This is a genomic window from Spirosoma koreense, assembly GCF_054777875.1.
This window is the reverse complement of sequence record NZ_BAAHAC010000029.1, coordinates 694,292-716,091: the sequence shown is the minus strand read 5'-3', so window position 1 is coordinate 716,091 and position 21,800 is coordinate 694,292. Positions and strand designations below refer to the sequence as shown.

Sequence of the window (21,800 nt, the reverse complement as noted above, 5' to 3'; positions counted from 1 at the left end):
GAAAATAAATGTGTTGGCTTTAGAAGCCCGATATCTACTCTAACCGGGCGTTGATAAGGATTGTTTTCATATGTGTATCAACACAAAAAAGCCTGCTTCCAAGGGAAGCAGGCTTTCCAATCCCACCATTCACTACACTACCAAGGCCAGGCGAGCCATCGACGCGTTCGCGGTATCGATGCTCTGTTTTTGGCGAAGTAATAACTCCCGCGTACTGGCTGCTAAGTCCGTTTCCTGAAGAACGGTATTGTAGTCCTCCAGGGCTTCTTTGTCTCCTCGATGGCATTCCTGTACGGTTGCCTTATCGTCGTCGCTTGTAAAGGTTGCCTTTATGTTGATCCAGGCCCGGTGCAGATCAGCGGCCAGGCTGGTGCTGTTATCAGGTTCTCCGCCTAGCGCCCGAATTTCACGGTCGATTTCCTGGGCAAATTCGCCCCGCTGCCGTGACTGGGTCAAAAACAGACTTTTCAGTTCATTGTCCTTGACATTATCGGCGGCTTCCTGATAGCCTTTCTCCGCATCCCGATTGAGGCTTAGCAGTCGATTCAACTGGTCCAGTATCTCACCCCGGGTTTCTTTCACATTGACATTCATAACGTGTTTTGTTTAGTAGGTAACTGATGGTACTTATTAATTTTTCCGTTGTTGAGTAAATCAGAAAGCCATTCGCAGGGGTCACCGTTGCCGGCCCGACCGCACCCGCTAACCGCTTTTACTTTTCGGGATCGTGACCCCAATTTTTTAAAGAATATGCCCAGTTGGAACCCGCAACATGATCGGGTCGTTGAGCGCTGTGCCGTCTGACATAGCTGGTTACTTTTTCCATGTGCGAGTAGTCATCGTCTGATAGATCCTGGACTTTTTTACCCAGAATCCGGATAATGTGCTTACCCGACTGATGACCGATCGATTCGTCGCTTCCGTCCTTCTTCTGCCCTACAGCCTTCGACTCATCGGTCTGGAGCCATTTTTCCAGTTGCGAAGCCGACATGTTCACGACGCTGCCGAATTCCGTCCGAATTGTCTTTTTTGCCTGGTCGTCAAGCGTGGTCGTCGTTGCCATGTTCGTTATTTTTTGCTGACCTCACTGGCCGATTTAATGACCTTCTTGTCGCCCTGTTCGATAACCAGCGCCGGTTCTTCCTTAAAGCCTTTCCGTTTTACCGTGGCGCCCTGAACCTTACGCTGCACATCGTCCTGATGAACTTCCGCTACGGTGCCCTGGCCTTTGCCTTTGCCGTAGTTCCATTCGACTTTATCGCCCTTTTTCACCGTAGCCATTTTATTTATCGTTTGACATTCATCTGACCTGAAGCATCTGTGTTAGCCAGACCGTACCCTAATTAATCACCGAGCTTACCGTCCTGAGCGTCGCGCTGCATCTTCTTGTTGGCAAACACAGCTACATCGACCCGGCGATTTTTTCGGCGACCAGCCTCCGTCGAGTTGTCGGCTACTGGCTGCGCTTCCCCGTATCCCTTTTCGGCGATCCGGGAGGTTTTGACACCAAGCGTCTCCAGATAGCTACCAACGGCATCGGCCCGTTGTTTAGATAATTTCAAATTGTGATCATCCGTGCCCGTTGCATCAGCATGCCCTTCGATTCGGATGTCAGTGTCTTCGTATTTATTCAGCGTTTTGGCAAAGTCGTCCAGTTGCTGTTTCGTTTCCGGTTTAAGAGCGTATGAGTCGGTATCGAACAGAATATCGGACCCAAATGTGATCTTGATTCCTTCACCGACACGCTCTACCTGAGCACTGGGCATCTGCCGCTTCATTTCTTCGGCTTGTTTGTCCATACGACGGCCGATAACCGCTCCAGCAGCTCCACCGACCGTTGCCCCGAGAATAGCTCCCAAAGCGGTATTTCCACTTTTCTGAGCGATAACGGCACCTACTACAGCACCACCGCTAGCTCCTACTATAGCCCCTTTTTGTGTCTTGTTCAGCGGCTTCTTGGCCGACTTACCCGCTGTTTGCTTACTATTGATTGGTTGTTTTGACGATTTACAGCCCGCTAAAACATGGCCGGATAAAACCCCAGCTGTCAAAAGCATGACAAAGGTTTTTGTGCCGACTGTGTTCAACTGATTGGTCATAGTGTTGTGAACATTTGGTACTGACCACTATTGTCCAAACCTCGTACCAGTTTGGTGCACCGGCCTGGTAAATGAGACAGGAGTCGGGCTAACCGGTTGACTGATAGGAAGTTTTATGGTGAGTTTATCTTAAGGGCTAACTAAACTGTCGGATCAAAAGAAGTAATTTGATAGAGTAAGCGGGAAGTCGAATGCCTATTGTTGTGGAGTCCGTTCCACAGAGGTGATTTGCCCGATTTCATCAGGCGGCAACGGCTTTCATCGAAATAGACTATACGTTTCCTGATTTTAAAACGATCATATGTAAAAAGCTGATAATTAGCTTCTTGCGAGACGCTTATTTTCATCGTATTCGGCTGACTGAAACAAACGAAAAGTTACGCGCAAACGTTAAAAGTATACCAGTTATTAAGTATCGACTTCCTTTCATGCTGACGATTAAACCCCTACTGCTTCTGCTGAGCAGTCTATTGCTTGTTGCTCCTACCTCCTGTAAAACATCGGTTGCCAATGACCCGAATCCATCGGTGCCGACCGGTATTCTGGTCAATAGCTCCCCAATCGGTACCTACTCCGCCGATCAGCTACGCAGTCGTTTTACGGGGGCTAGTGCGGTGCTGAAACTGTTTATTCAATCCGGTATCAAAGCCTATCGGCTGGAGTACAAGACCACTAATACCGACGGAAAAACCGTTACGGCCTCCGGGGCATTGATTATACCCGATGTGACGACACCCGTACCGATGCTGAGCATGCAGCACGGGACCATCACAAGCGACAACGACGCACCATCCAACTTCAAATCCAGTAGTGAAGCCTATACTTACGGCTCGGTCTTTGCCTCACAAGGTTACATTATTGCTGCGCCGGACTACATCGGTTACGGGGCTTCGAAAGACCAGCCTCATACGTATGAGCACCGGAACGGCCTGGCTACCGCTTCGCTCGATATGCTGCGGGCGGCCCGGGAGTTTTTGAGCAACCAGAACATCAATTGGGATAAACGACTGTTCATTGCGGGCTATTCGGAAGGCGGCTATGCGACAATGTCGTTGCAGAAGAAAATCGAAGAGGAAACGGGCAGTGAGTTCAACTTGGTAGCGTCGAGCTGTGGGGGCGGAGCTTACGATAAACCCGCTTTTATGAAGCAGGTTATCAACGGTCAAACCGCGGGAGTCGATTACATCAATCGTCTGTACGTCTGGGTATTATTGACCTACGACCGAATTTACGGTCTGAACCGGCCCATGACCTACTACTTCAAGGAGCCGTACGCTTCCCAGATTGCCAGTCAGGGTATGAATGCTTCGATCAATGTCAGCCTGAATACGATCTTTACCGACAGCTTTAGACAAGCCGTCAACGATGGGACCGACAAGGATTTTCTGGCGGCTGTGCAGGACAATGATGTGCACGACTGGAAACCGAAGACCCCGACACAACTCTATCATGGCACCGCCGATGAGATTGTCTTGTTTCTGAACGCACAGAATGCGGTTACGGCCATGAAAAACCGGGGTTCAACCAGTGTGCAACTTGTTCCAATTGAGGGGGGGACGCACGAAACCACCGTTCTCAGCTTCATTCAGGGAACATACACGTACTTTGGCAGCACCCAGTTCCGGTTGAATCGCCAGCCAGCGCCCAATGGGCTGTAGGCGTCGCTAAGCGCCCTGGGTTAGGGCACTGGGCGCTCGTAAGCGGCACAAATTCTCTACCTCGATGTTGCTGGTCGGCGAAAAATATCCGTCCCTTATACCAACACCATAAAACGACTGTGGGTATATGCCCCAGAGGAAAGGACGGATATTGTCGACATTTCGTGCCTACCTGGTCAGTCGAAACAACCAGGTTTTTTTGAGTTCGGCTATCCGCATCGAAGCCTCCATCGCCGGGGCGACCGATTGGTTTGTTCGTGACCGCAGGAGCAGAGCAGGCCATCCTGACCGATAAGTCTGCTCACGACGCTAAGGTTCAGGTACTTCCTGCCAGGCACCGATTCGGGCTTTACGACTCCGCCGACAAATGCCCGACCAGCTAACGGGGTTTATGCTCCAGAAACCCCTTTAGCTGGTCGAGTCTGCCGAGATTCTCTACTTTTTTCAAGCCTCTTTGGTCTTCCGATAGTTAGATATACAACCCGCCCTGCTGATGCCTAAAGCCAGCTAGAACGGCATACTCATTATTATCATTTGTTTATTATGGCTAACAAATCGGTTGACCTCGACCAACTTAGCATCAATACCATCCGACTTCTGTCGGTCGATGCCGTTCAAAAAGCAAACTCCGGCCACCCGGGCCTGCCGCTCGGGGCGGCTCCTATGGCTTATGTGCTCTGGTCACGTTTTCTCCGCTTCAACCCTAAAGACCCGCACTGGCCCGATCGGGATCGGTTCGTACTGTCGGCCGGGCATGGTTCGGCCCTGTTGTATAGCCTGTTGCACCTGTATGGCTATGACCTCACGCTCGACGACCTAAAGCACTTTCGGCAACTCCACTCCCGGACGCCCGGCCACCCCGAATCGAACCTGACACCCGGCGTTGAAGTGACGACCGGACCTTTAGGGCAGGGGTTTGCCAACGGCGTGGGTATGGCTATGGCCGAAGCCTTTCTGGCGGCCAATTACAACCAGGATGGACACAAACTGGTGGATCATCACACGTATGCCATTGTCAGTGATGGGGATCTGATGGAAGGTATTGCGTCGGAAGCAGCTTCGCTGGCGGGGCATCTTAAACTGGGTAAGCTCATCTATCTCTACGACGACAACCTGATTTCGCTGGATGGACCTACCAACCTGGCTTTCACCGAAGACCGAATGGCCCGCTTTGATGCCTATGGTTGGCATACCCAGCACGTAGCCGACGGCAACGATCTAGACGCTATCGAAGCAGCTATCAAACAGGCGCAGGCCGAAACCGAACGCCCGTCGATCATTGCGGTACGCACTATTATTGGTTACGGTAGCCCGCAGGAAGGCACCAGCAAAGTGCACGGCAGCGCGCTGGGCGAAGAAAATGTCCGGAAAACGAAAGAATTTTTTGGCTGGGACCCCGATAAATCGTTTGTCGTTCCTGAAGAGGTAAAGGACTATCTGCTCGAACCCGGCCAGCGGGGCGCTGACTTGCAGGCCGAGTGGAAAAAGCGGTTGGCGGCTTACAAAGAGAAATTTCCTGAAGCGGCTGAGCAGTTCAATGTGTCGTTCAAAGGGAAGTTTCCGGAAGGCTGGGACGCCGATTTGCCCACGTTTGCGCCCGCCGATGGTCCGCTGGCCACCCGGCAGGCATCGGGCAAAGCCCTCGAAGCCCTGAAGAAAACCGTTCCCTATTTGTTTGGTGGTTCCGCCGATCTGGCTTCTTCCAACGACATGCCGACCAAAGGTGACGTTAGTTTTCAGCCGGGTCATTACGAAAATTCGAATATCTGGTTCGGCGTACGCGAACACGCGATGGGAGCTGCGCTCAACGGTATGGCGCAACATGGTGGGGTTCATCCCTACGGCGGTACGTTCCTGAATTTCTCCGATTACATGCGGGGTGCCATTCGACTGACGGCCCTGGCTGAATCGTCGGTTACGTTCGTGTTCACGCACGACAGCATCGGTCTGGGCGAAGATGGCCCTACGCACCAGCCCGTCGAACAGGTCGTTTCGCTCCGGACCATCCCGAACATTATCGTGCTTCGTCCGGCCGATGCGAACGAAACCGTCGAAGCGTGGCGCGTAGCCCTGATGCAGCCCAAAACACCGGTTGTATTGATTTTATCCCGGCAAAAATTGCCGGTGCTGGACCAAAGTAAATACGGTTCGGCGCGTGGACTCGAAAAAGGCGCTTATGTATTGAGCGAGTGTGAAGGGGTTCCCGAGATTATTCTGATCGGAACCGGGTCCGAAGTGTCCCTGATTCTGGAAGCGCAGGCCGAACTAAAAAAACAGGGTATCCGGGCGCGGGTGGTCAGCATGCCTTCGTGGGAATTGTTCGAGCAGCAGGATATCAGCTACCACCATCAGGTATTGCCGCCGGCCGTTCGTAAGCGGCTGGCCGTTGAGATGGGCTCTCCCATTGGCTGGCATAAATACGTTACTGACGAAGGGACAACCATCAGCATGAACCGATTCGGCCTGTCGGGACCTGGCGAAGAAGTGATGGCGTACTTTGGTTTTACCGTCGAAAACGTGGTGAAACAAGCCAAAGCGGTACTGAAAGGCGAACCCGAGGGTATGGAGAAAAAAGAAGTGCTATCCTAGAGACGAACGGTCTGGATATGAGTTGTCAGTCAACAGTAGTCTTACCCCGGGCGAAGCGTAAGTTAACGAGAAAATTTTAATACCAGCAAAGCGTCAATATATGTATGACCCCTACAGGGTCAAATAGGTATAGAAACCAAATATGCTATATCTATTTGACCCTGTAGGGGTCATACATATATTGACACCCGAATTAATATATAGCTGTGGAAATGTACCCAGTTGATCAGGTCAACTGGTTTTCGTTCACACTCGCGTCTGTAGAAGGTGAAAAAACGACAGGCTGGTCAGCCGTACCGGTGGGGCGTTTCCGAAACCAGTTGGCCAGAGCCGAACCCGTGACGTTCTGTAACGGGCCAAAAATAGCCGATGCCAGCCCTACGGTTGCTACCTTACCCATCTGTAGGGCCAGCCCGGTGGCCACTCCGCCGTTCTGCATGCCTACTTCAAAGGCAATTGTCCGGCGGTCGCGCTCGGGTAAACCAAATAACCAGGCCGTCAGGTAACCCACGCTGAAACCAGTCAGGTTGTGGAGCAGGCAGGTCAGTATCAATAGCCCTCCCACCTGAAGTAGGTTGTCACGACCCGAAGCCGTGATAATAACGGTGTTGATAACGATGCCCAGCATGGCCACAAACGAAAGGCCGTTTTCGATCGTCGTCCGGTCAATTCTCAATACATTTTTGAACAGTACGGCTGCCAGCATCGGGAGCAGATAAAACCAACTGAACGACGTGAGTAGAGTCAGCAGAAAATCGCCAAGGGTTTGCTGCATCACCAGCAGCATCACCAAATTCGTGACGAGAATTATGCCAGCGAAAGCCAGGAGCTGGGCGGTTCGGGCCTGCCGCGTTTCTTGTCCGTAATAAAACAGGTTGAAGATAAACCCCGCCACAATCGGGATAATGATCATGTTAGTGATGTCGATCATCATGTGCGCAATATCGATGGCTACGTACTGACCGGCCAGCCCTTTCATCAGAAAAGGCGTGATAAATGGCGACAGAATCGTCGAGCAGGCACCGATAGTAACGGCCAGCGCCAGGTTTGCTCCTGATAAATACGACATCACGTTGGAGGCCATAGCGCTGGATACACAGCCGATCAGAATAACCCCGCCGGCAATTTCCGGCTCGAAATCGAATAACTGCGACAAACCAAAACCGACCAGTGGCATGATGGTGAAATGACAACTGACGCCAATCAGTACACCCTTGGGCATTTTGATCACTCCTTTAAAATCATTGAAACTCATGTGTGAGCCCATGCCGAACATTGTCAGTTGCACGAACGGCACGATCAGTCGCTTAAGTTGAAAATCGCCGACCGTAAAGAAATAACCTGGGTAGAACATCGCCAGACTAACCGCTGCCAGTATCCAGACGGTGTAGGAAAACCCTTTCAATGGCTGGAAACCCCGAAAAGCGATAGCCAGTGAAGCCAGGGCGACGATCAATAACGGGCCGACGGGCAGTGCGCTTCCCAGCAAATAATCGATGCCTATACTAATCAGCAGCCCTACGGCCAGCACCAGCAGGATTCGGTAAAAGCGATTCATAACGGACAGTGGTTACGGATTGACAAGTTCGACTTCCGCCCCTGGATACTCATGGCACAGATAGTACCGCCGGGCTTCATCCTCCAGAATTTCAGGAAACCGAACCCCATAGTCGACCAGAAATACGTTGTCGTTCAAATCGTCGCACACACTCGAAATTTCAGCGCTGAGCGTATACCCTACCCCGTCGACGCGCCAGCCGGTGCCCTCTTCACCCCAGAACTGGTGAATCGTGCGCGGATGAATGGTGAGGCTTTCGCCCGGCCGTAACCGGACAATGTCGCCTGGTCCCAGCCGGCGCGTGCAGCCGTCTACCTGCGTCGTAAAGGTTTCCGCCGATGGGTTGCCGTCTGCATCGGCTTTGGTGAGTTGAACCAGCACATTACCCCCGGCCCGGCAAATGATATCTTCCCGTTTCGACAGGTGAAAATGGGCCGGAGCGCGCTGGTTTTCCGGATCGATCAACCACTTTTCGGCGTATTGTTTCGGATAACCGGGCTGGTTCAGGCGACCGTTACGAACTGTAAACAGCGTCCGTCCGATGATATGAAAATTCTGACTGCCAAAGTCCGTGACGTCCCAGCCCAGCATGCAATCGCGGATTTCATTGTATTCGGGACCGGCTTTCTGCCACTGCTCGACGGACCAGTGCGCAAAAGGAGGCAGATGCATGCCAAAATGGTCAATAACGGTTTTCGCCGTGTCGATGCTGGCGTTCACAATGGAGCGTTTTAACTGCATAAGAGTTGCGGATTATCGTTGATTTAGAGACAAAACGAGGCCTGGCTCCTGCTGTAGGAGCGACTAGTAGGCCCATTAACGAATTGAAGGGAGGAGGTTACCGACGAGTCATAAGTACTATTGCTGGCGTTTGTAGGCGTTAGCGTTTCCGATGGCTTCCGAAACCATGAGAGCGCGGTTATAGACCGAAACCTGTGTCAGTTGTCCGTCCAGCGCTGTGCCAAGCGTGAGTTGCCGGGCCCCGACTACCGATTTGAGGTAAGGACTGAAGCGCCCCCAGCCAAACTGCCGCGTATCGCCCCCGTCGTTGAAAATACCGTCGACTACGAAAGAAATGATTTTAGGACCACTATCGACAATGATGCTGACGTAATGACGCCGGTTTTCGCCAAGCATCCCTTCGTCGCAGGCCCACGACGATTGAGTTCGTCCGTCGTTCAGAACAATTTCGATTGTTTTTTTGTCCGTCGTGCGTACCATCCAGCCTTTGCCGGTGCTGTCGCGTCCATCAGCCAGGACCTGATTCGGGCTTAATTTTTTCAGAGTGAATGCCAGATCGACCGTAAAGCCGGCGGGTACACTCACGCCCGGCTGTTCCAGCTTTTTCGTGTCCCGTTTGTAGAATTCGGGTAGGGTTGGAGCCGCGATGGTTTGCGGAAACTTACCCGGCTGAGCGCTCCAGTTGGCGACCAGCCCATCCGTTGCTTTCGTTCTGTTATCCAACTGGTTCCAGAGATTGGTCAATAGAGTTTCGTCTATTTTGTGGACGCGCGCAATGTCTTTCTGGGTTTCTGTGATATAATAAGCTCCCTTGTCTTCCACCAGATCGGGATAACTCATCCGAATCAGCGGATCGTCGTCGTAAAGCAAAATTTCGGGCTGGGTCCAGCGAATGATTTTTCCTTTGGGCGAGTCGGCCTCGATTCCGCCGATAACCCAGGCCGGATTCCGGTCTTCGTATGCCATGCTTCGCCGGTTGGGATGGTCGCGGATGAAGTGGCCGCCGTGGTTATGAAACCAGTACAAAAACTTACCGTTTTCGCATTTCCAGGCAAAATTGGCCGCGCGTGGGTGCTTGACCAACCGTCCGTTGGCATAACGTAGGTACTGCGGAGGCTCCCAGGTATGGCCTCCATCGCGGCTGTAGGTATAGGCCGGGTGCCCGTCGATGGTGCGGTACACACAGAAGAAAGAACCGTCGCTCAAAACCGAAAAACTTTGCTCTTCAGCAATTGGGCCACCGACGCCAGCGGGCGTTCGCAGGCCAATCTCGCCGTCGGGTAAGGTATTCCAGGTGGCCTGCGCAGGGTCTTTTACCGTCAATAAATTCGGGCTTCGAAGCAAAGCACCTTCACTGGACGTAAAAAAGCCGACGCCGAACCCACCGACCTTATGCACGGGCACAAAAGCCGCGCCTTTGTCGATAAACGCCTTTCCGACATTCCAGAAATATTGAATCTTGCCCTGGTACGGATTCTTACGGTCGATCTCGAAGTTCCGGATTGCAATGGTTATTCGTTTGTCGGACCAACTTTTACCCCCATCGTCCGAATACTTAAACACAAAATAGCCCTGGCTATCGACCCGTTTCACCAGCCCATCGGGATAGGGTGGGTTATCGCCTTTTACGGCCCGGATGTTGTCGGTATTGTGATTATAAAACACGAAGATGCGGCCCGACGGCGCTTTCAACAGCACCGCATACGACGCTTCGGGACCATCGCTGGGCTCGACGTCGCGCCGGTCGATCCAGGTTTTACCCTGATCGAGACTACGCTGCGTAATGATGTGCTGGCCCGACGCGCCTTCGTGCCCGCTGCCGGTGGTGAGCACGCACAGCCAGGCACCATCACTGGTTTTTACGATATACGGCTGGTCGCTGTAAGTTTCGTCGGGAATGATGGTTCCGGTAGTGATGTGTCGGTTGTCCTGGGCATAAAGCCAGCCCGTCAGACCGACGAGCAGGGCGGTCAGTACGGTTCGGCAGAAGCCTGGTAAGCGGAGAAGCGCGTACATACGATGGATGGTTTTGGAATAAAGCCAGCTTTGTACCAGTACCTACCGATACAAAGCTGACGACGACTTAATAGCCAGGGTTTTGAGGAAGTAAATTCGGATTCAGCTGAATTTCGGTGTAATAAACGGGCAGCAAGGCTTTTTTATCCGAGCCCAGAACGGCCTTCACCCGACCCGTCCGGAGCAGATCGTACCAGCGATGTCCTTCGAAACAAAGCTCTACGAACCGCTCCTGCTCGATGGCCAGCAGGAGCGGTTCTTTCGATGCGGCTGTCGTGTTGCTCAGCCCCGCCCGGTTCCGGATGCGGTTGACCAGCGCGGCCGATTCGGCAGTTTTGCCCAGTTGCGCAAAGGCTTCGGCCTGCATCAGGATCACGTCGGCCAGCCGCAGGAAGATGAAATTGCTGTCGCTGTAGCGCGTGGTCCCCACGACGGTTCCCAGATACTTGGCCACGGTGGGTAAGTTGGGAAACTGATCCGTAGCTGGGTTGCTCAGGTAGATGCTGGCGGCTTTCCGTAGATCGCCCGGCGCGAAGGCATCGACCAGTTTCTGGCTGGGAATCAGGGTCTGGTTGCCGCCTGTCGTGACTTTGCTACTGCGGGGAAGGAAATAAGCCGACAGCCCGTTCGTTTCCTGGTTGTTGTAATTGAACTGAAGTTCGAAAATCGATTCCGACGTGTTTTTGGTGGTGAAAATCGTCGCATAATTGACACCCGGAACCAGGGCGTACGTCGAGTTGGCCAGCACCTTAGTGGCATAATCAGCCGCCAGCTGCCACTCGCCGGTCTGATTGTACGAACTCCGCCAGAGGTAGACTTTGCTCAACAGCGCCTGAGCGGCACCCTGAGTTGCCCGTCCGCGGGTTTCGATCGCCGTCGGGTAGCTGACAGGAAGCAGGGTTTCGGCTTGTTTCAGGTCAGCGATGATCTGTTCCTGCACTTTATCGGCGGGGGTTCGGGCAGGCTGCAGGTTCTTATCCAGCGACAGCGTAGGGTCTAACACCAGCGGAACTGCCCCCCACAGGCGCACCAGATTGAAATAATTGAATGCCCGCAGAAAATACGCTTCGCCCATGATTCGGTTCCGAACGCTGTTGATGGTCGGACTCTGAATCGTCGGCACCTGCGCCAGCACGTTATTGACCCGGTTGATGCCGGCATAGAACCGGCTCCAGGTAGCGTAGCCACTGCTGGTACTGATGTTGTCGTTCTGGAAGTCGAGTATTCCACCGTCGGTAATGCCAATCTCGGCAACGGGCACCCGCAGGTTGTCGGCCCGGGCGTCGCCCCAGGCGAGGTAGCGGGTTTCGTCGCCCTGGAGGGCATCATAGCCCGAAATGATAGCCGCTTCGGCGTCGGCCGCGTTCTGGAAAAAGGAGGTTTGGGTCAGGGCGCTGACCGGCGTTTGCTCGATGACATCGGAGCAGCCGACCAGTAGGAGCAGGGCGATCGGTAAGGCAGAAAAGATGTATTTTTTCATGGGTATAGCCGGTTAAAAGCCCAGATTGAGACCGAAGGTGATAGTGCGCACCAGCGGGTAGGTGCCCAGGTCGATGCCCTGCAACAGCGGAGCGGTGCTGCGGAAGTTCACTTCGGGGTCCATGCCCGAATAATTGGTAAACGTGAACAGGTTCTGGCCCGTAACGTACAGTCGCAGATTATCGACCCGGATGCGTTTCAGCAGCGCCGACGGAAACGTGTAGCCCAATGTAGCGGTCTTCACCCGCAGGTACGACCCATCTTCGACCCAGCGACTGGAGGGAAATCCGTTGCGGGAAATTGTGCTGGGTGTACCGCGGGGCACGTCGGTAATGTCGCCCTCTTTGCGCCAGCTCCGCAGCACTTCGGTGGTGGCGGCATTGTATACGAAGCTACGGTTGGAAGCCTCGCGGGTTTCGTTGAAAATATCGTTTCCGTACGACCATTGCAGAAACACCGACAGATCGAAACCTTTATAAGAAAAGGTATTGGTCAGGCCACCGACGTGTTTGGGGTTGGCATTGCCGATGATGGTGCGGTCGGCATCGTTGATGATGCCATCGCCGTTCAGGTCTTTGTAGATCATGTCCCCGGCTACGTAAAACGGCCCCGATGCGCTCCCATCGCGCATGTTCGCTGCTTTAGCTTCTTCCGTCGTAGCATACACACGTCCGGTGTAAACCTGGCCGAAGAAAACCCCGATTGGCTCGCCGACCCGACCGATGCCCTGCGGAGCGGTACCATAGAAGGTTGCATCGGGGCTAGCCTGGATAATGTCGGCGTTGTTGTTCGACAGGCTGATGATCTTGTTCCGGTTAAACGAGATATTGAAGCTCGTGCTCCATTTGAATCCGTCGCCCGGCGAGGTTATGTTCTGGCTGAAAAGGCTGAATTCCAGCCCTTTGTTCTGCGTGTTGCCTACGTTCTGTAGCGCCGAGCCAAAGCCTGTGGTGGTTGGTAAGTTTACCGAAAGCAGCAGCGCGTTGGTTCGTTTCAGGTACGCATCGGCCGTCAGACTGAACCGATCATTAAGGAAGGAAACGTCTAGTCCGATGTCGGATTGGGTAGTCGATTCCCAGCTTAGCGATGGATTCGGAATGGCCGAAAGGGCGATACCAGCTTTGCCCAGGTAGTTGCTGCCGGTGCTGTACAGGCCCTGTGCGCCAAAATCGCTGATGGACTGATTGCCAACGACACCGACACTGGCCCGTAATTTTAGGTCACTGACGAATGAGAGGCTTTTCATGAACGACTCCTGCGAGATGCGCCAGCCCGCCGATACCGACGGAAACAGCCCGTAGCGCTTTTCAGCCCCGAACCGCGATGATCCATCCTGACGCAGGGTTGCTGCCAACAGGTACTTATCGTTGAAGCTGTAGTTGACCCGGGCAAAATAGGAAACTAGCCCCCAGGACGACTTACTGCTCGAAGCCCCGGTTGGGCTGGCGGCTGCGTTCAGCGTGGTGATGTTGTCGGTTGCGCCCTGACTGGCCGACGCCGACAGGTTGAAACTTTTGGACGACTGCACGCTGTAGCCCAGTAAGCCCGTCAGGCTGTGTTGGCCAAAGGTATGCGTGTAGTTCAGGGTGTTTTCGTTGACCCACGTAAACACGTCTCCGTACGATGCCGTGCCGGGGCGGGCCGAGCCACCCTGAATGGTGCTGGGCGTAAAGCGTTCGTCGCGGGTGCCGGCATAGTCGATGTTCAGGGTCGAGCGCAGGGTCAGTCCTTTCCAGATATCGTAATTGCCGTATACATTCCCGACTAGTCGGTTACTGACTGTAAACCAGGAAGTCAGCATGGCCAGCCCAACCGGGTTCGGCCGTTGAATCTGATCCAGGTACGTGTAGGAGCCGTCGGGGTTGTAGACGGGCGAGAACGGCAGGTTGCGCATGGCATTCGGAATGACGGCGTTGATGTCGTCGCCTTCGGGTATGCGGTCGCGTTTGGCCGTCGAGAGCAGAATGTTGGCTCCCGTTTTGAACCGGGCAGATGCCTGGTGGTCGATGCTGAACCGCCCCCGGTAGGTGTCATAACCCGAGCTGAGGATGACCCCTTTCTGGTTAAAATACCCCAGACTGGTCGAATAGCTGGTTTTGTCATTACCTCCCCGCAGCGATACTTCATAGTTCGATGTGGCCCCCCGCCGGTAGATTTCGTCCTGCCAGTTGGTGTTGTAGACGGCCACTCCGTTTCGGAAGAGCGTATCCAGCCCCAGTCGCACTTCGGCAACGCCCGCATTGGCCACCGCATTCAGGATGTAGTCCCGCTCCTGGTAGGCATCGAGCATGGGGATGGTTTTCCGTACGTCCATAATTCCGGTGTAGGCGCTGAACCCCACGGCTGTTTTTCCGGCTCTCCCGCGCTTGGTTGTAACGATGATGATCCCATTGGCTCCACGCGCGCCGTAAATGGCCGTTGCGGATGCATCTTTCAGCACCTCCATCGACTGGATATCGTTGGGATTCACTACGTTGATGCTGCCCGTAATCGGTACGCCATCTACAATGTAGAGGGGGTCGTTACCGGCGTTGAGCGAAGTAACACCCCGAATCCGGACATTCGGACTGGAACCGGGCGAACCGCTGTTGTTGGTAATCTGCACCCCGGCCACGCGCCCCTGCAGCGCTTCGAGTGGGCCCTGAACCGGCAGATTCTCCAGCTCTTTTCCCTTGACCGACGCTACCGAACCGGTCAGATCCCGGCGCTGCTGGGTGCCGTAACCAACGACTACTACTTCGCTCAGGGCTTTGGAGTCGGCGGTCAGCGTCACGTTGATGGTTGTCTGATTACCGACGGTTACTTCCTGTTTCTCGTACCCAACCGAACTGACAACGAGCACCGCGTTTCTGTCAGGAACGCTGAGACTAAACTGCCCGTTTTCGTTGGTGGTTGTGCCGATCGTCGTGCCTTTAACGGCAATCGTGACACCGGGCAGTGTCTCACCAGTTTCTGACGAGACCGTTCCTCTGACCAAAATCGCCCCGGAGGCCGGCTGTAAACCCAGGGCTACGGGTTGCGTAAGTGCCGTCAGACAGGACAGGAAGAAAAGTATCCATCCGACTTGTTTTAAAGATACCTTCATACAGTTATGAGGATTGGAATAGTTATATTCGGCAGCCAGTTCGCCAGTACAAACGGTGAAAACTCAGCTTGTTTCCGGACCGGCTATACCATCGAATGTAGGGCGAGTTTGCGGGAAATACCAAGTAGAATTGGCCCTTTTCGAGGTTTTATTGTGAAAAAACGTTACCGGTAACGTTGCCGGTAACGGTGAGGTATCATGAGATTTCCGGCCGAATCGTTTGGTGGTTGGCAAACGCAGCCAGCGTCGATCAATGGTGGTCGGTTTCGCGTCGATATTTGACTAAAAGGCTGGTATCAAAAAAGATCAATCCTGAGCCGATAACCCACCCCCTTTGCCCCGTGCCCATACCTCTATGCGAAGCAAACAACCGACAATCTGGGATCTTGCCATCAAGCTGAATGTGTCGATCTCTACGGTGTCCAGGGCGTTGCGCAATGCTCCGGACATTAACCCCGAGACGCGACGGGCCGTGCTGGAATTGGCCCAGCAACTCGACTACCAGCCCAATACGATTGCGACCAGCTTACGCAAGAGCAAGACCAACATTATTGGCGTGATGGTGCCCGAATTTGTGCATGCCTATTTCCCGAGTGTAATTCTGGGCATTCAGGAAGTAGCCAATGCCGCCGGGTATAAGGTGATGATCATGCAGTCGGGCGAATCGCTAGAGACGGAGAAGCATAACCTACAGGCTATGATTACTAGCCGGGTCGACGGGTTGATTCTGGCCATTACGCGGGAAACCAACGATTACGAACACATTTTGTCGGCTCAGCGCAAAGGGTTGCCGATCGTGTTTTTCAACCGGATAGTCGATGAATTACCTGGCTCGAAAGTGATGGTGGACGATTACCGGGGGGCGTTCATGGCGGTCGAGCACCTGATCGGTACGGGTTGCCGGCGCATTGCTCACCTGGCGGGCCCGCAAAATCTGTCCATCGGTCGTAACCGGCTGAACGGGTATCTGGATGCCTTGAAAGCGTATCAGCTCCCCATCGACGAACGGCTGATTATGCCCTGTGATTTTGTCGAAGGGAAGGCCCGAACGTATACCCAGCAACTGATCGATGCGGCCGACCGGCCCGACGCCCTGTTTGCCGTGAATGACCCGACCGTTATCGAAGCCATGATCTGTATTCAGCAAAATGGCTTAACGATTCCCGACGATATTTCACTGGTTGGCTTTTCGAATGCTCCGCATAGCTCGTTTATCACCCCACCGCTGACGGCTATCGTGCAGCCTCTACACGAAATAGGTCGGCAATCGGCGCATCTGCTGCTCTATCAACTGGCCGAAGGGCAGCGTTTTCTCCCGCAAACGGCCGTGCTCGACGCGCACCTGGTCGTTCGGCAATCGACGCGAAGCCTTTAGGGTTTTGAAATACCTGAAGTAGAAAACATGTTTATTACTGCGGGAGATTTCATCAACGGCTTCATCCGGATATGAAGAACCTGGTTAAGATCGGCGCAACTGCGGTACCGGAAGCCGCAGAGTTGGTAGCTTCATTTGAAAATAACCACCATCCTGGTCAGACTTTCTGGTTTTATACGAAGAATCTGGTTATCTGTCTAAACGCTTAGGGCAGGCTTCAACGGGGTAATTTTTTCCTGAAAGGTCTTCGTAGTGCGTCTGGGTAGCAGAGAACTACGACACCTAGACTTACTACAAAGCGAAAAGCATAATTACTCCTGCCCCTTCACATACTCTCGGGCCGAGGCTGTGCGGGTGTCGTGCTGTACCAGGAAATTGTAATGATCGATCATGACCAGACGTCCGTGCAGACTCCGGGTATTGATGTTATGACGCAGTACGTAATCCTGAATTTCTTTGTCGTAGGTTGTCATAAGCGGGGAGTAAATTTCGAGGTAAAACTGATTCATATTGATCAGCTGACTGGCGTCCTGAACAAAATAATCGAAGTGGTCAGTATCCTGCGCCAGAACGGGCTGGTCGGTATAATGACTGGGATGCCCAAAGGCGCGTTTCCATAAGCCGTGGGGGCGTCTCAACCGCCGGACTACCGACATGGGTCCGTCCATGCATACTTCGTAAAAAGCATACTGGTTGCGGTATTTGTTGTCGGTGGCTGGCAGGGATCGGAAAGCTCTGTATTTACTTATCGAATAATCGAACCAGCCAAACCGGTAGACCTGATCGGCAGAGAACGTACGTACCAGCCCATCTTCCTGCCGGAACATGATCATTTCGGCCAGCCAGTTGTAGGTGATCTGCCCTTCTATCGTTTGTTTGTCCCAAAGGGTAATCTGCCCTGATTGCCAGATTGGTTTGGGCATAGCAGCCTGAGCAGAATTGACTAAAAAAAGTACAATGATAAGGAGGCAAATAAGTTTGTAAAATGTTTTCATAGTTGTTGATAATTTACCCTGAAATATAAATTTTCGTAGACAGGCTCTTGGCATTCGTACGCTGGCGCCAATCGTCTGATAGCAAGTTAACAAACAGATAAGTATCTAGTTATCAGCTAAAAAATTGTACAATTTCTGATTATTTGAAAAAATAAAGGTCAAATAGAACTGGTATGAGAAAAGAATAAAATTGTTCTATTTTTCAGTTTATTCGTATAATAATTAATGTAAAAACATCTATTATGCGGCCGATAAAAAAATGAAAACTTTTTTGCAGTCTTGATATAATGCAAAAAATACGCTCTGTATGGAGCGTATCGGTAAGTGGAAAGCCTTAAAAAGCAGAGATTAGGAAGTTGAAGTCGCGACGAGTTCGCCGATGAGCCGGACTCCTTCCAGAGTCAGAGAGGGGATTACCTCTGTGAAGGCATCGTGCAGTGATGGAATACGGCCGGATAACCCACCCGTAGCTACCGCTATGCAATCGCCGTCGAGTTCAGTCCGGATGCGATCCAGAAGGGACCGAACTAACCCTTCATAGCCCAGCACTACCCCCGCCTGAATAGCGTGCGTGGTAGAGGTTCCCAACGCCGAAGCGGGCACTTCGATCGGTACTTCCGGCAATTGCGCTGTATTGGTAAACAGCGACCGAATTGCTGTTTTTAGTCCGGGTGCAATGGCGATGCCAATGATTTTTCCTTCGCCCGATACAGTAGTGAATGTCAGAGCCGTTCCAAAATCGACGACTACGCAGTTACGCTGATAGCGTGAATAAGCCGCTAATGCATTGGCGACCAGATCGGCTCCAATCTCGTGCGGACGCAGCACTTCGATCGGTAATAACGGATAAATACCTGGCCCAACGACGATAGGGGAGAAGCCGAACAGGCTGGTCAGCATGGCTCGTATGGTGGGCGTCAGCCCCGGCACGACACTACTAAGAACGGTTGTTTGTACCGCACTCAACGGCAGACTGGCTTCCAGCAACCACATGCGCAGCCGACGCTCGTAGGAGTCTGCCGTTTCGTCGCGCTGCGCCGAGGTGCGCCATACGTGTAGCCAACTGGTTTGGTCGTAGAGCCCGAAAACGGCATCCGTGTTGCCGATATCTACAATGATTTGCACAGAAGCTAAATAGGACGGTTATCGGGGCGAAGTACGAAGAAAAAAGTCAGATAACCGCAGCAACACGCGATGATTCCCTCCGGCTCGCCTTGCGCGCACAACTACCACTGTCCTTGAAGAGGGAAAGAAGCGGCCCGCTATCGCTTTACGCGCTCCAGCGGGCCGATACCAGATCAGTTATAAGCAGCGAGCCATTTGGCTTTCGTGGCCGCCCGGGCATCGATAAATTCCTGATCTGTACCCTGCGCGATGGCGTCCAGCGGAAACCGCAGGGGCCGGGTTCCTTTTTTCATGTTGATCAGCGCCAGAATGCCGTCGGCAATCGTTTGGGGATTCATCTTGAACTCAACCATTTTACCAAACAACGACTGACCGATCGCGTTGAATTTCTGGGCTGCTGCTTCGCCATATTCGGCTACAATTCCGGCTTTGTCGGCATTTACGCCAGTTTTGGCACCGGTGTTCATTTCGGTGGGGTATACACCCGACTGAATGCTGACATTTTCGATGCCGTATTCGCTCAATTCATCCTGGAGGCCTTCGGTGATGGTTTCGACTCCGAATTTGGAGGCCAGGTACGGAACCATAAAGGGCAAGGTATGTCCGCTGGCTCCCGAGGTGATATTGATGATCAGCCCGTTTTTAGCCTGCCGCATACTCGGTAGCACAGCCTGATACGTTCGAATGACGCCGTAAAAATTGACTTCGAACATGGCCCGTATCTGATCCAGGGAGTACCCTTCGAGCAAACCGAAACCCGCCACGGCCGCGTTATTGACCAGCACATCGATATGGCCATATTTTGCCAGTACCTGCGCAAAGGCCGTCTGAACGGAAGCATCGTCGGTTACGTCGATTTCGACGACTTCTATATTGGGGAGAGCAGCTAGTTCCTGAGCGGCCGCCTGATTTTTCGTACTGACGCCACGCATGCCGGCCACAACGATATGGCCTGCTTTGGCTAATGTAAGAGCGGTTAACTTTCCAAAACCTGTGCTGGTTCCGGTTATAAAAACTACGTTTGGCATGATTTCTGGTTCGTGTTGTTTGACCAGCACAAAGGTGGGGCATCCGCCAAACTGACGCATTGATGTATCGTAAGAAAGAAATTGATCTAAATCAATTGACTGAATACAGCAAAGCGAGATAAGGCTAAAAACAGACGGCATAGAGTGGCCGGTGTCGTGACGGCCCATCGAATTGATGGTTGGCCGTCGCCATGATGTGGTAAAAGCTATCGTCTTACAAACCCACACGTATCGCTAAGATTGCCCAGTATTTGACGAATATTATCGGCTTCCTTTTGAAATAGCTCTGACCAATTAGCCTGATAGTCAACGATCTGGATCGGACCTGTTAATCGAGGCATCACATCGACGTAAGCTTCCCGCTGTTGATTTTCCTTATCAAGTTGATGGGTTGGTGAAGCGAATTCATGATTAATTTGAGTTTCCCAACGTGAGGACTTCCAAAAATTAGCGGTTATCTGGCCCAATTAGTGTATACAGACTAAGAATGTCTTTTCGCCAGACCCTCGTTATAAGCCTCACTCAACAGTCAGCAACGAACAGAACAATGAAGCAAGTAATCCAACAGGCGATCCTCACCGCAGCCATGGGGTAAAAGAATATTCTCAAGGAACCCTAAAATTCCATTTAGAATTATCGCTGTTAAAATCAAATTCGGCCAGGGTCGGTGTGCTGTCTCCGGAAGATACCAACGCTAGCTTCTTTCCTGAATTTGGTACCATTTTCGGCATGATTCGGTAGGTGCCATCCGTCAGTTGATCGATTCGCCATAACTGTTCGGGTGCACCCGTAAAGGCCGGTACGGTTATGACTTCGGCATCGGCAGTTGCTGCCAGGGCCCGGTCGGTTCCTGCCAGGACAATTCTATAATAGGGGCCACCCAAATACCCGGTGGTATCCGGTGCATCGGTAATCGTCCATTGTTGATGGGGACGCGACATGTAGTCGCCTATTCGCAGGTTAATCGTACCGGTCGGCCAGGTTTTCAGTACATCGGCTAATTGCTGAGCCGGAACGGGCTTTATAGGGTCGTTGTTGGGCTGGCCGAATCCCCGTGGTCCAACAGCCATTCTGGTAAAATCGACGGCCAATTCTAATGCATAGCCTCTGCGTACGGATTCAATTTCATACGTGCCTTCTTTAAACTTTTCACCGGCAACCGGCCAGCCATCTTTCCAAACCACCGGAAGAATGCCTAATACGCTTCGGCCACCCTGCGCTAAATCGGCTTCATAATGAATGGACATTTTTTCAACGCCTTTCTCCAGCATGAGGTGGCCAAAATGGCCGGGGCCGATTAATCCTCCACGGGTGGCTACCACCAGTTTACCGCCCCCTTCCAGCATGCTTCTGCCGACATTATCGAGGTAAGGGCCGGTTATTTTTTTGGATCGACCCACCACCACATTGTAGGTAGAGTTGGCCCCATCGCAACAACTGCCATGCGTGGCCAGCAGGTAGTACCAACCGTCGCGATACACTAACGTGCTGGCTTCGCATACGATAGCCACGTCTACGGGTTTATTTCCGACCTTGAGGCCTCCGGTTTTAGGGTCTAATTCGATCAGGCGGGTGAAGCCGAAGTAGGTGCCGTAGGTGAGCCAAAGGCGTCCGGTCGTTGGATCCAGCATGACACCGGGGTCAATGGCGTCGTTTTCTTCGTAGCCATCCGAGGTGGCCACAACAATGGGTTCCGAATACTTAAAATCGGGCGATTTGGGATCCAGTGTTTTGTTCCACATGGTTAGAATAGCGCCTTTGTGGTTGGGCGAACCACCGGTTGCTCCATAGATGACCAGGTACCGATCCCCAAGTTTGATGACGTCAGGAGCCGCTCCACCACCCGGTCTCACCCCGCCACCGTGCCATGTCCAGCCATCTTCGGAAATTAATCCGCCACCGCCGGTACCGAATGTGTAATACTTGCCGTCGCATTCCGTGACGGTCGAGGGATCATGGATAAAGGGTCTTCCGATCTGGGCCAGTACGGTTTGTGTTATCAATAAGGCGAATAAGGTTGTCAGGCCGGATACGTTCATTCGTTTCATGTAA

The 21,800-nt window shown here is 52.8% G+C and carries 16 protein-coding genes; 3 read left to right on the top strand and 13 right to left on the bottom strand.

Features of this window, described 5'->3' with window-relative positions:
• Nucleotides 1-132 precede the first annotated feature (132 nt).
• The 4 genes from ACYVC2_RS30885 to ACYVC2_RS30870 form a co-directional block, all read right to left on the bottom strand.
• A complete protein-coding gene (locus ACYVC2_RS30885) occupies nucleotides 133-594 on the bottom strand; it encodes a ferritin-like domain-containing protein (protein ID WP_461109302.1) in 462 nt (153 codons plus the stop codon).
• 118 nt (nucleotides 595-712) lie between these two features.
• Nucleotides 713-1,063, bottom strand: coding sequence for a DUF3140 domain-containing protein (locus tag ACYVC2_RS30880; protein WP_461109299.1), 351 nt, complete (start codon nucleotides 1,061-1,063; stop codon nucleotides 713-715).
• A gap of 5 nt (nucleotides 1,064-1,068) precedes the next feature.
• Nucleotides 1,069-1,281, bottom strand: a complete 213-nt coding sequence (locus ACYVC2_RS30875) for a hypervirulence associated TUDOR domain-containing protein (RefSeq protein WP_461109297.1) — start codon at nucleotides 1,279-1,281, stop codon at nucleotides 1,069-1,071.
• A 62-nt stretch (nucleotides 1,282-1,343) separates the two neighbouring features.
• Nucleotides 1,344-2,057: an OmpA family protein gene (locus ACYVC2_RS30870; protein WP_461109295.1), complete on the bottom strand. Its 714-nt coding sequence runs from the start codon at nucleotides 2,055-2,057 to the stop codon at nucleotides 1,344-1,346.
• A 470-nt stretch (nucleotides 2,058-2,527) separates the two neighbouring features.
• Between ACYVC2_RS30870 and ACYVC2_RS30865 the strand changes: the two genes are divergently transcribed.
• Both ACYVC2_RS30865 and tkt read left to right on the top strand, forming a co-directional pair.
• Entirely contained in the window at nucleotides 2,528-3,757 is a 1,230-nt protein-coding gene (locus tag ACYVC2_RS30865; RefSeq protein WP_461109293.1) for an alpha/beta hydrolase family protein, read from the top strand.
• Between the two features lie 543 nt (nucleotides 3,758-4,300).
• Entirely contained in the window at nucleotides 4,301-6,346 is a 2,046-nt protein-coding gene (gene tkt / locus ACYVC2_RS30860; RefSeq protein ID WP_461109291.1) for a transketolase, read from the top strand.
• Between the two features lie 226 nt (nucleotides 6,347-6,572).
• Here tkt and ACYVC2_RS30855 read toward each other — a convergent pair whose 3' ends face one another.
• From ACYVC2_RS30855 to ACYVC2_RS30835, 5 genes are all read right to left on the bottom strand, one after another.
• Entirely contained in the window at nucleotides 6,573-7,904 is a 1,332-nt protein-coding gene (locus tag ACYVC2_RS30855; RefSeq protein WP_461109289.1) for a bile acid:sodium symporter family protein, read from the bottom strand.
• Nucleotides 7,905-7,916: 12 nt separating this feature from the next.
• The gene (locus ACYVC2_RS30850) at nucleotides 7,917-8,645 is read right to left on the bottom strand and encodes a D-lyxose/D-mannose family sugar isomerase (protein WP_461109287.1); all 729 of its coding nucleotides are present in this window, start codon (nucleotides 8,643-8,645) and stop codon (nucleotides 7,917-7,919) included.
• A gap of 117 nt (nucleotides 8,646-8,762) precedes the next feature.
• Nucleotides 8,763-10,661: a LamG-like jellyroll fold domain-containing protein gene (locus tag ACYVC2_RS30845; RefSeq protein ID WP_461109285.1), complete on the bottom strand. Its 1,899-nt coding sequence runs from the start codon at nucleotides 10,659-10,661 to the stop codon at nucleotides 8,763-8,765.
• 67 nt (nucleotides 10,662-10,728) lie between these two features.
• Entirely contained in the window at nucleotides 10,729-12,141 is a 1,413-nt protein-coding gene (locus tag ACYVC2_RS30840; RefSeq protein ID WP_461109283.1) for a RagB/SusD family nutrient uptake outer membrane protein, read from the bottom strand.
• 12 nt (nucleotides 12,142-12,153) lie between these two features.
• The gene (locus ACYVC2_RS30835; RefSeq protein ID WP_461109281.1) at nucleotides 12,154-15,225 is read right to left on the bottom strand and encodes a SusC/RagA family TonB-linked outer membrane protein; all 3,072 of its coding nucleotides are present in this window, start codon (nucleotides 15,223-15,225) and stop codon (nucleotides 12,154-12,156) included.
• Between the two features lie 355 nt (nucleotides 15,226-15,580).
• Here ACYVC2_RS30835 and ACYVC2_RS30830 point away from each other — a divergent pair, with 355 nt between their 5' ends.
• The gene (locus tag ACYVC2_RS30830) at nucleotides 15,581-16,600 is read left to right on the top strand and encodes a LacI family DNA-binding transcriptional regulator (RefSeq protein WP_461109279.1); all 1,020 of its coding nucleotides are present in this window, start codon (nucleotides 15,581-15,583) and stop codon (nucleotides 16,598-16,600) included.
• Nucleotides 16,601-16,911: 311 nt separating this feature from the next.
• Here the strand turns inward: ACYVC2_RS30830 and ACYVC2_RS30825 are convergent, their stop codons facing one another.
• From ACYVC2_RS30825 to ACYVC2_RS30810, 4 genes are all read right to left on the bottom strand, one after another.
• Entirely contained in the window at nucleotides 16,912-17,595 is a 684-nt protein-coding gene (locus ACYVC2_RS30825) for a hypothetical protein (protein ID WP_461109277.1), read from the bottom strand.
• 348 nt (nucleotides 17,596-17,943) lie between these two features.
• Nucleotides 17,944-18,720: a type III pantothenate kinase gene (locus ACYVC2_RS30820; RefSeq protein WP_461109275.1), complete on the bottom strand. Its 777-nt coding sequence runs from the start codon at nucleotides 18,718-18,720 to the stop codon at nucleotides 17,944-17,946.
• Between the two features lie 173 nt (nucleotides 18,721-18,893).
• Nucleotides 18,894-19,748, bottom strand: a complete 855-nt coding sequence (locus ACYVC2_RS30815) for an SDR family NAD(P)-dependent oxidoreductase (RefSeq protein WP_461109273.1) — start codon at nucleotides 19,746-19,748, stop codon at nucleotides 18,894-18,896.
• 605 nt (nucleotides 19,749-20,353) lie between these two features.
• Nucleotides 20,354-21,796: a family 43 glycosylhydrolase gene (locus ACYVC2_RS30810; RefSeq protein WP_461109271.1), complete on the bottom strand. Its 1,443-nt coding sequence runs from the start codon at nucleotides 21,794-21,796 to the stop codon at nucleotides 20,354-20,356.
• Nucleotides 21,797-21,800: the final 4 nt, after the last annotated feature.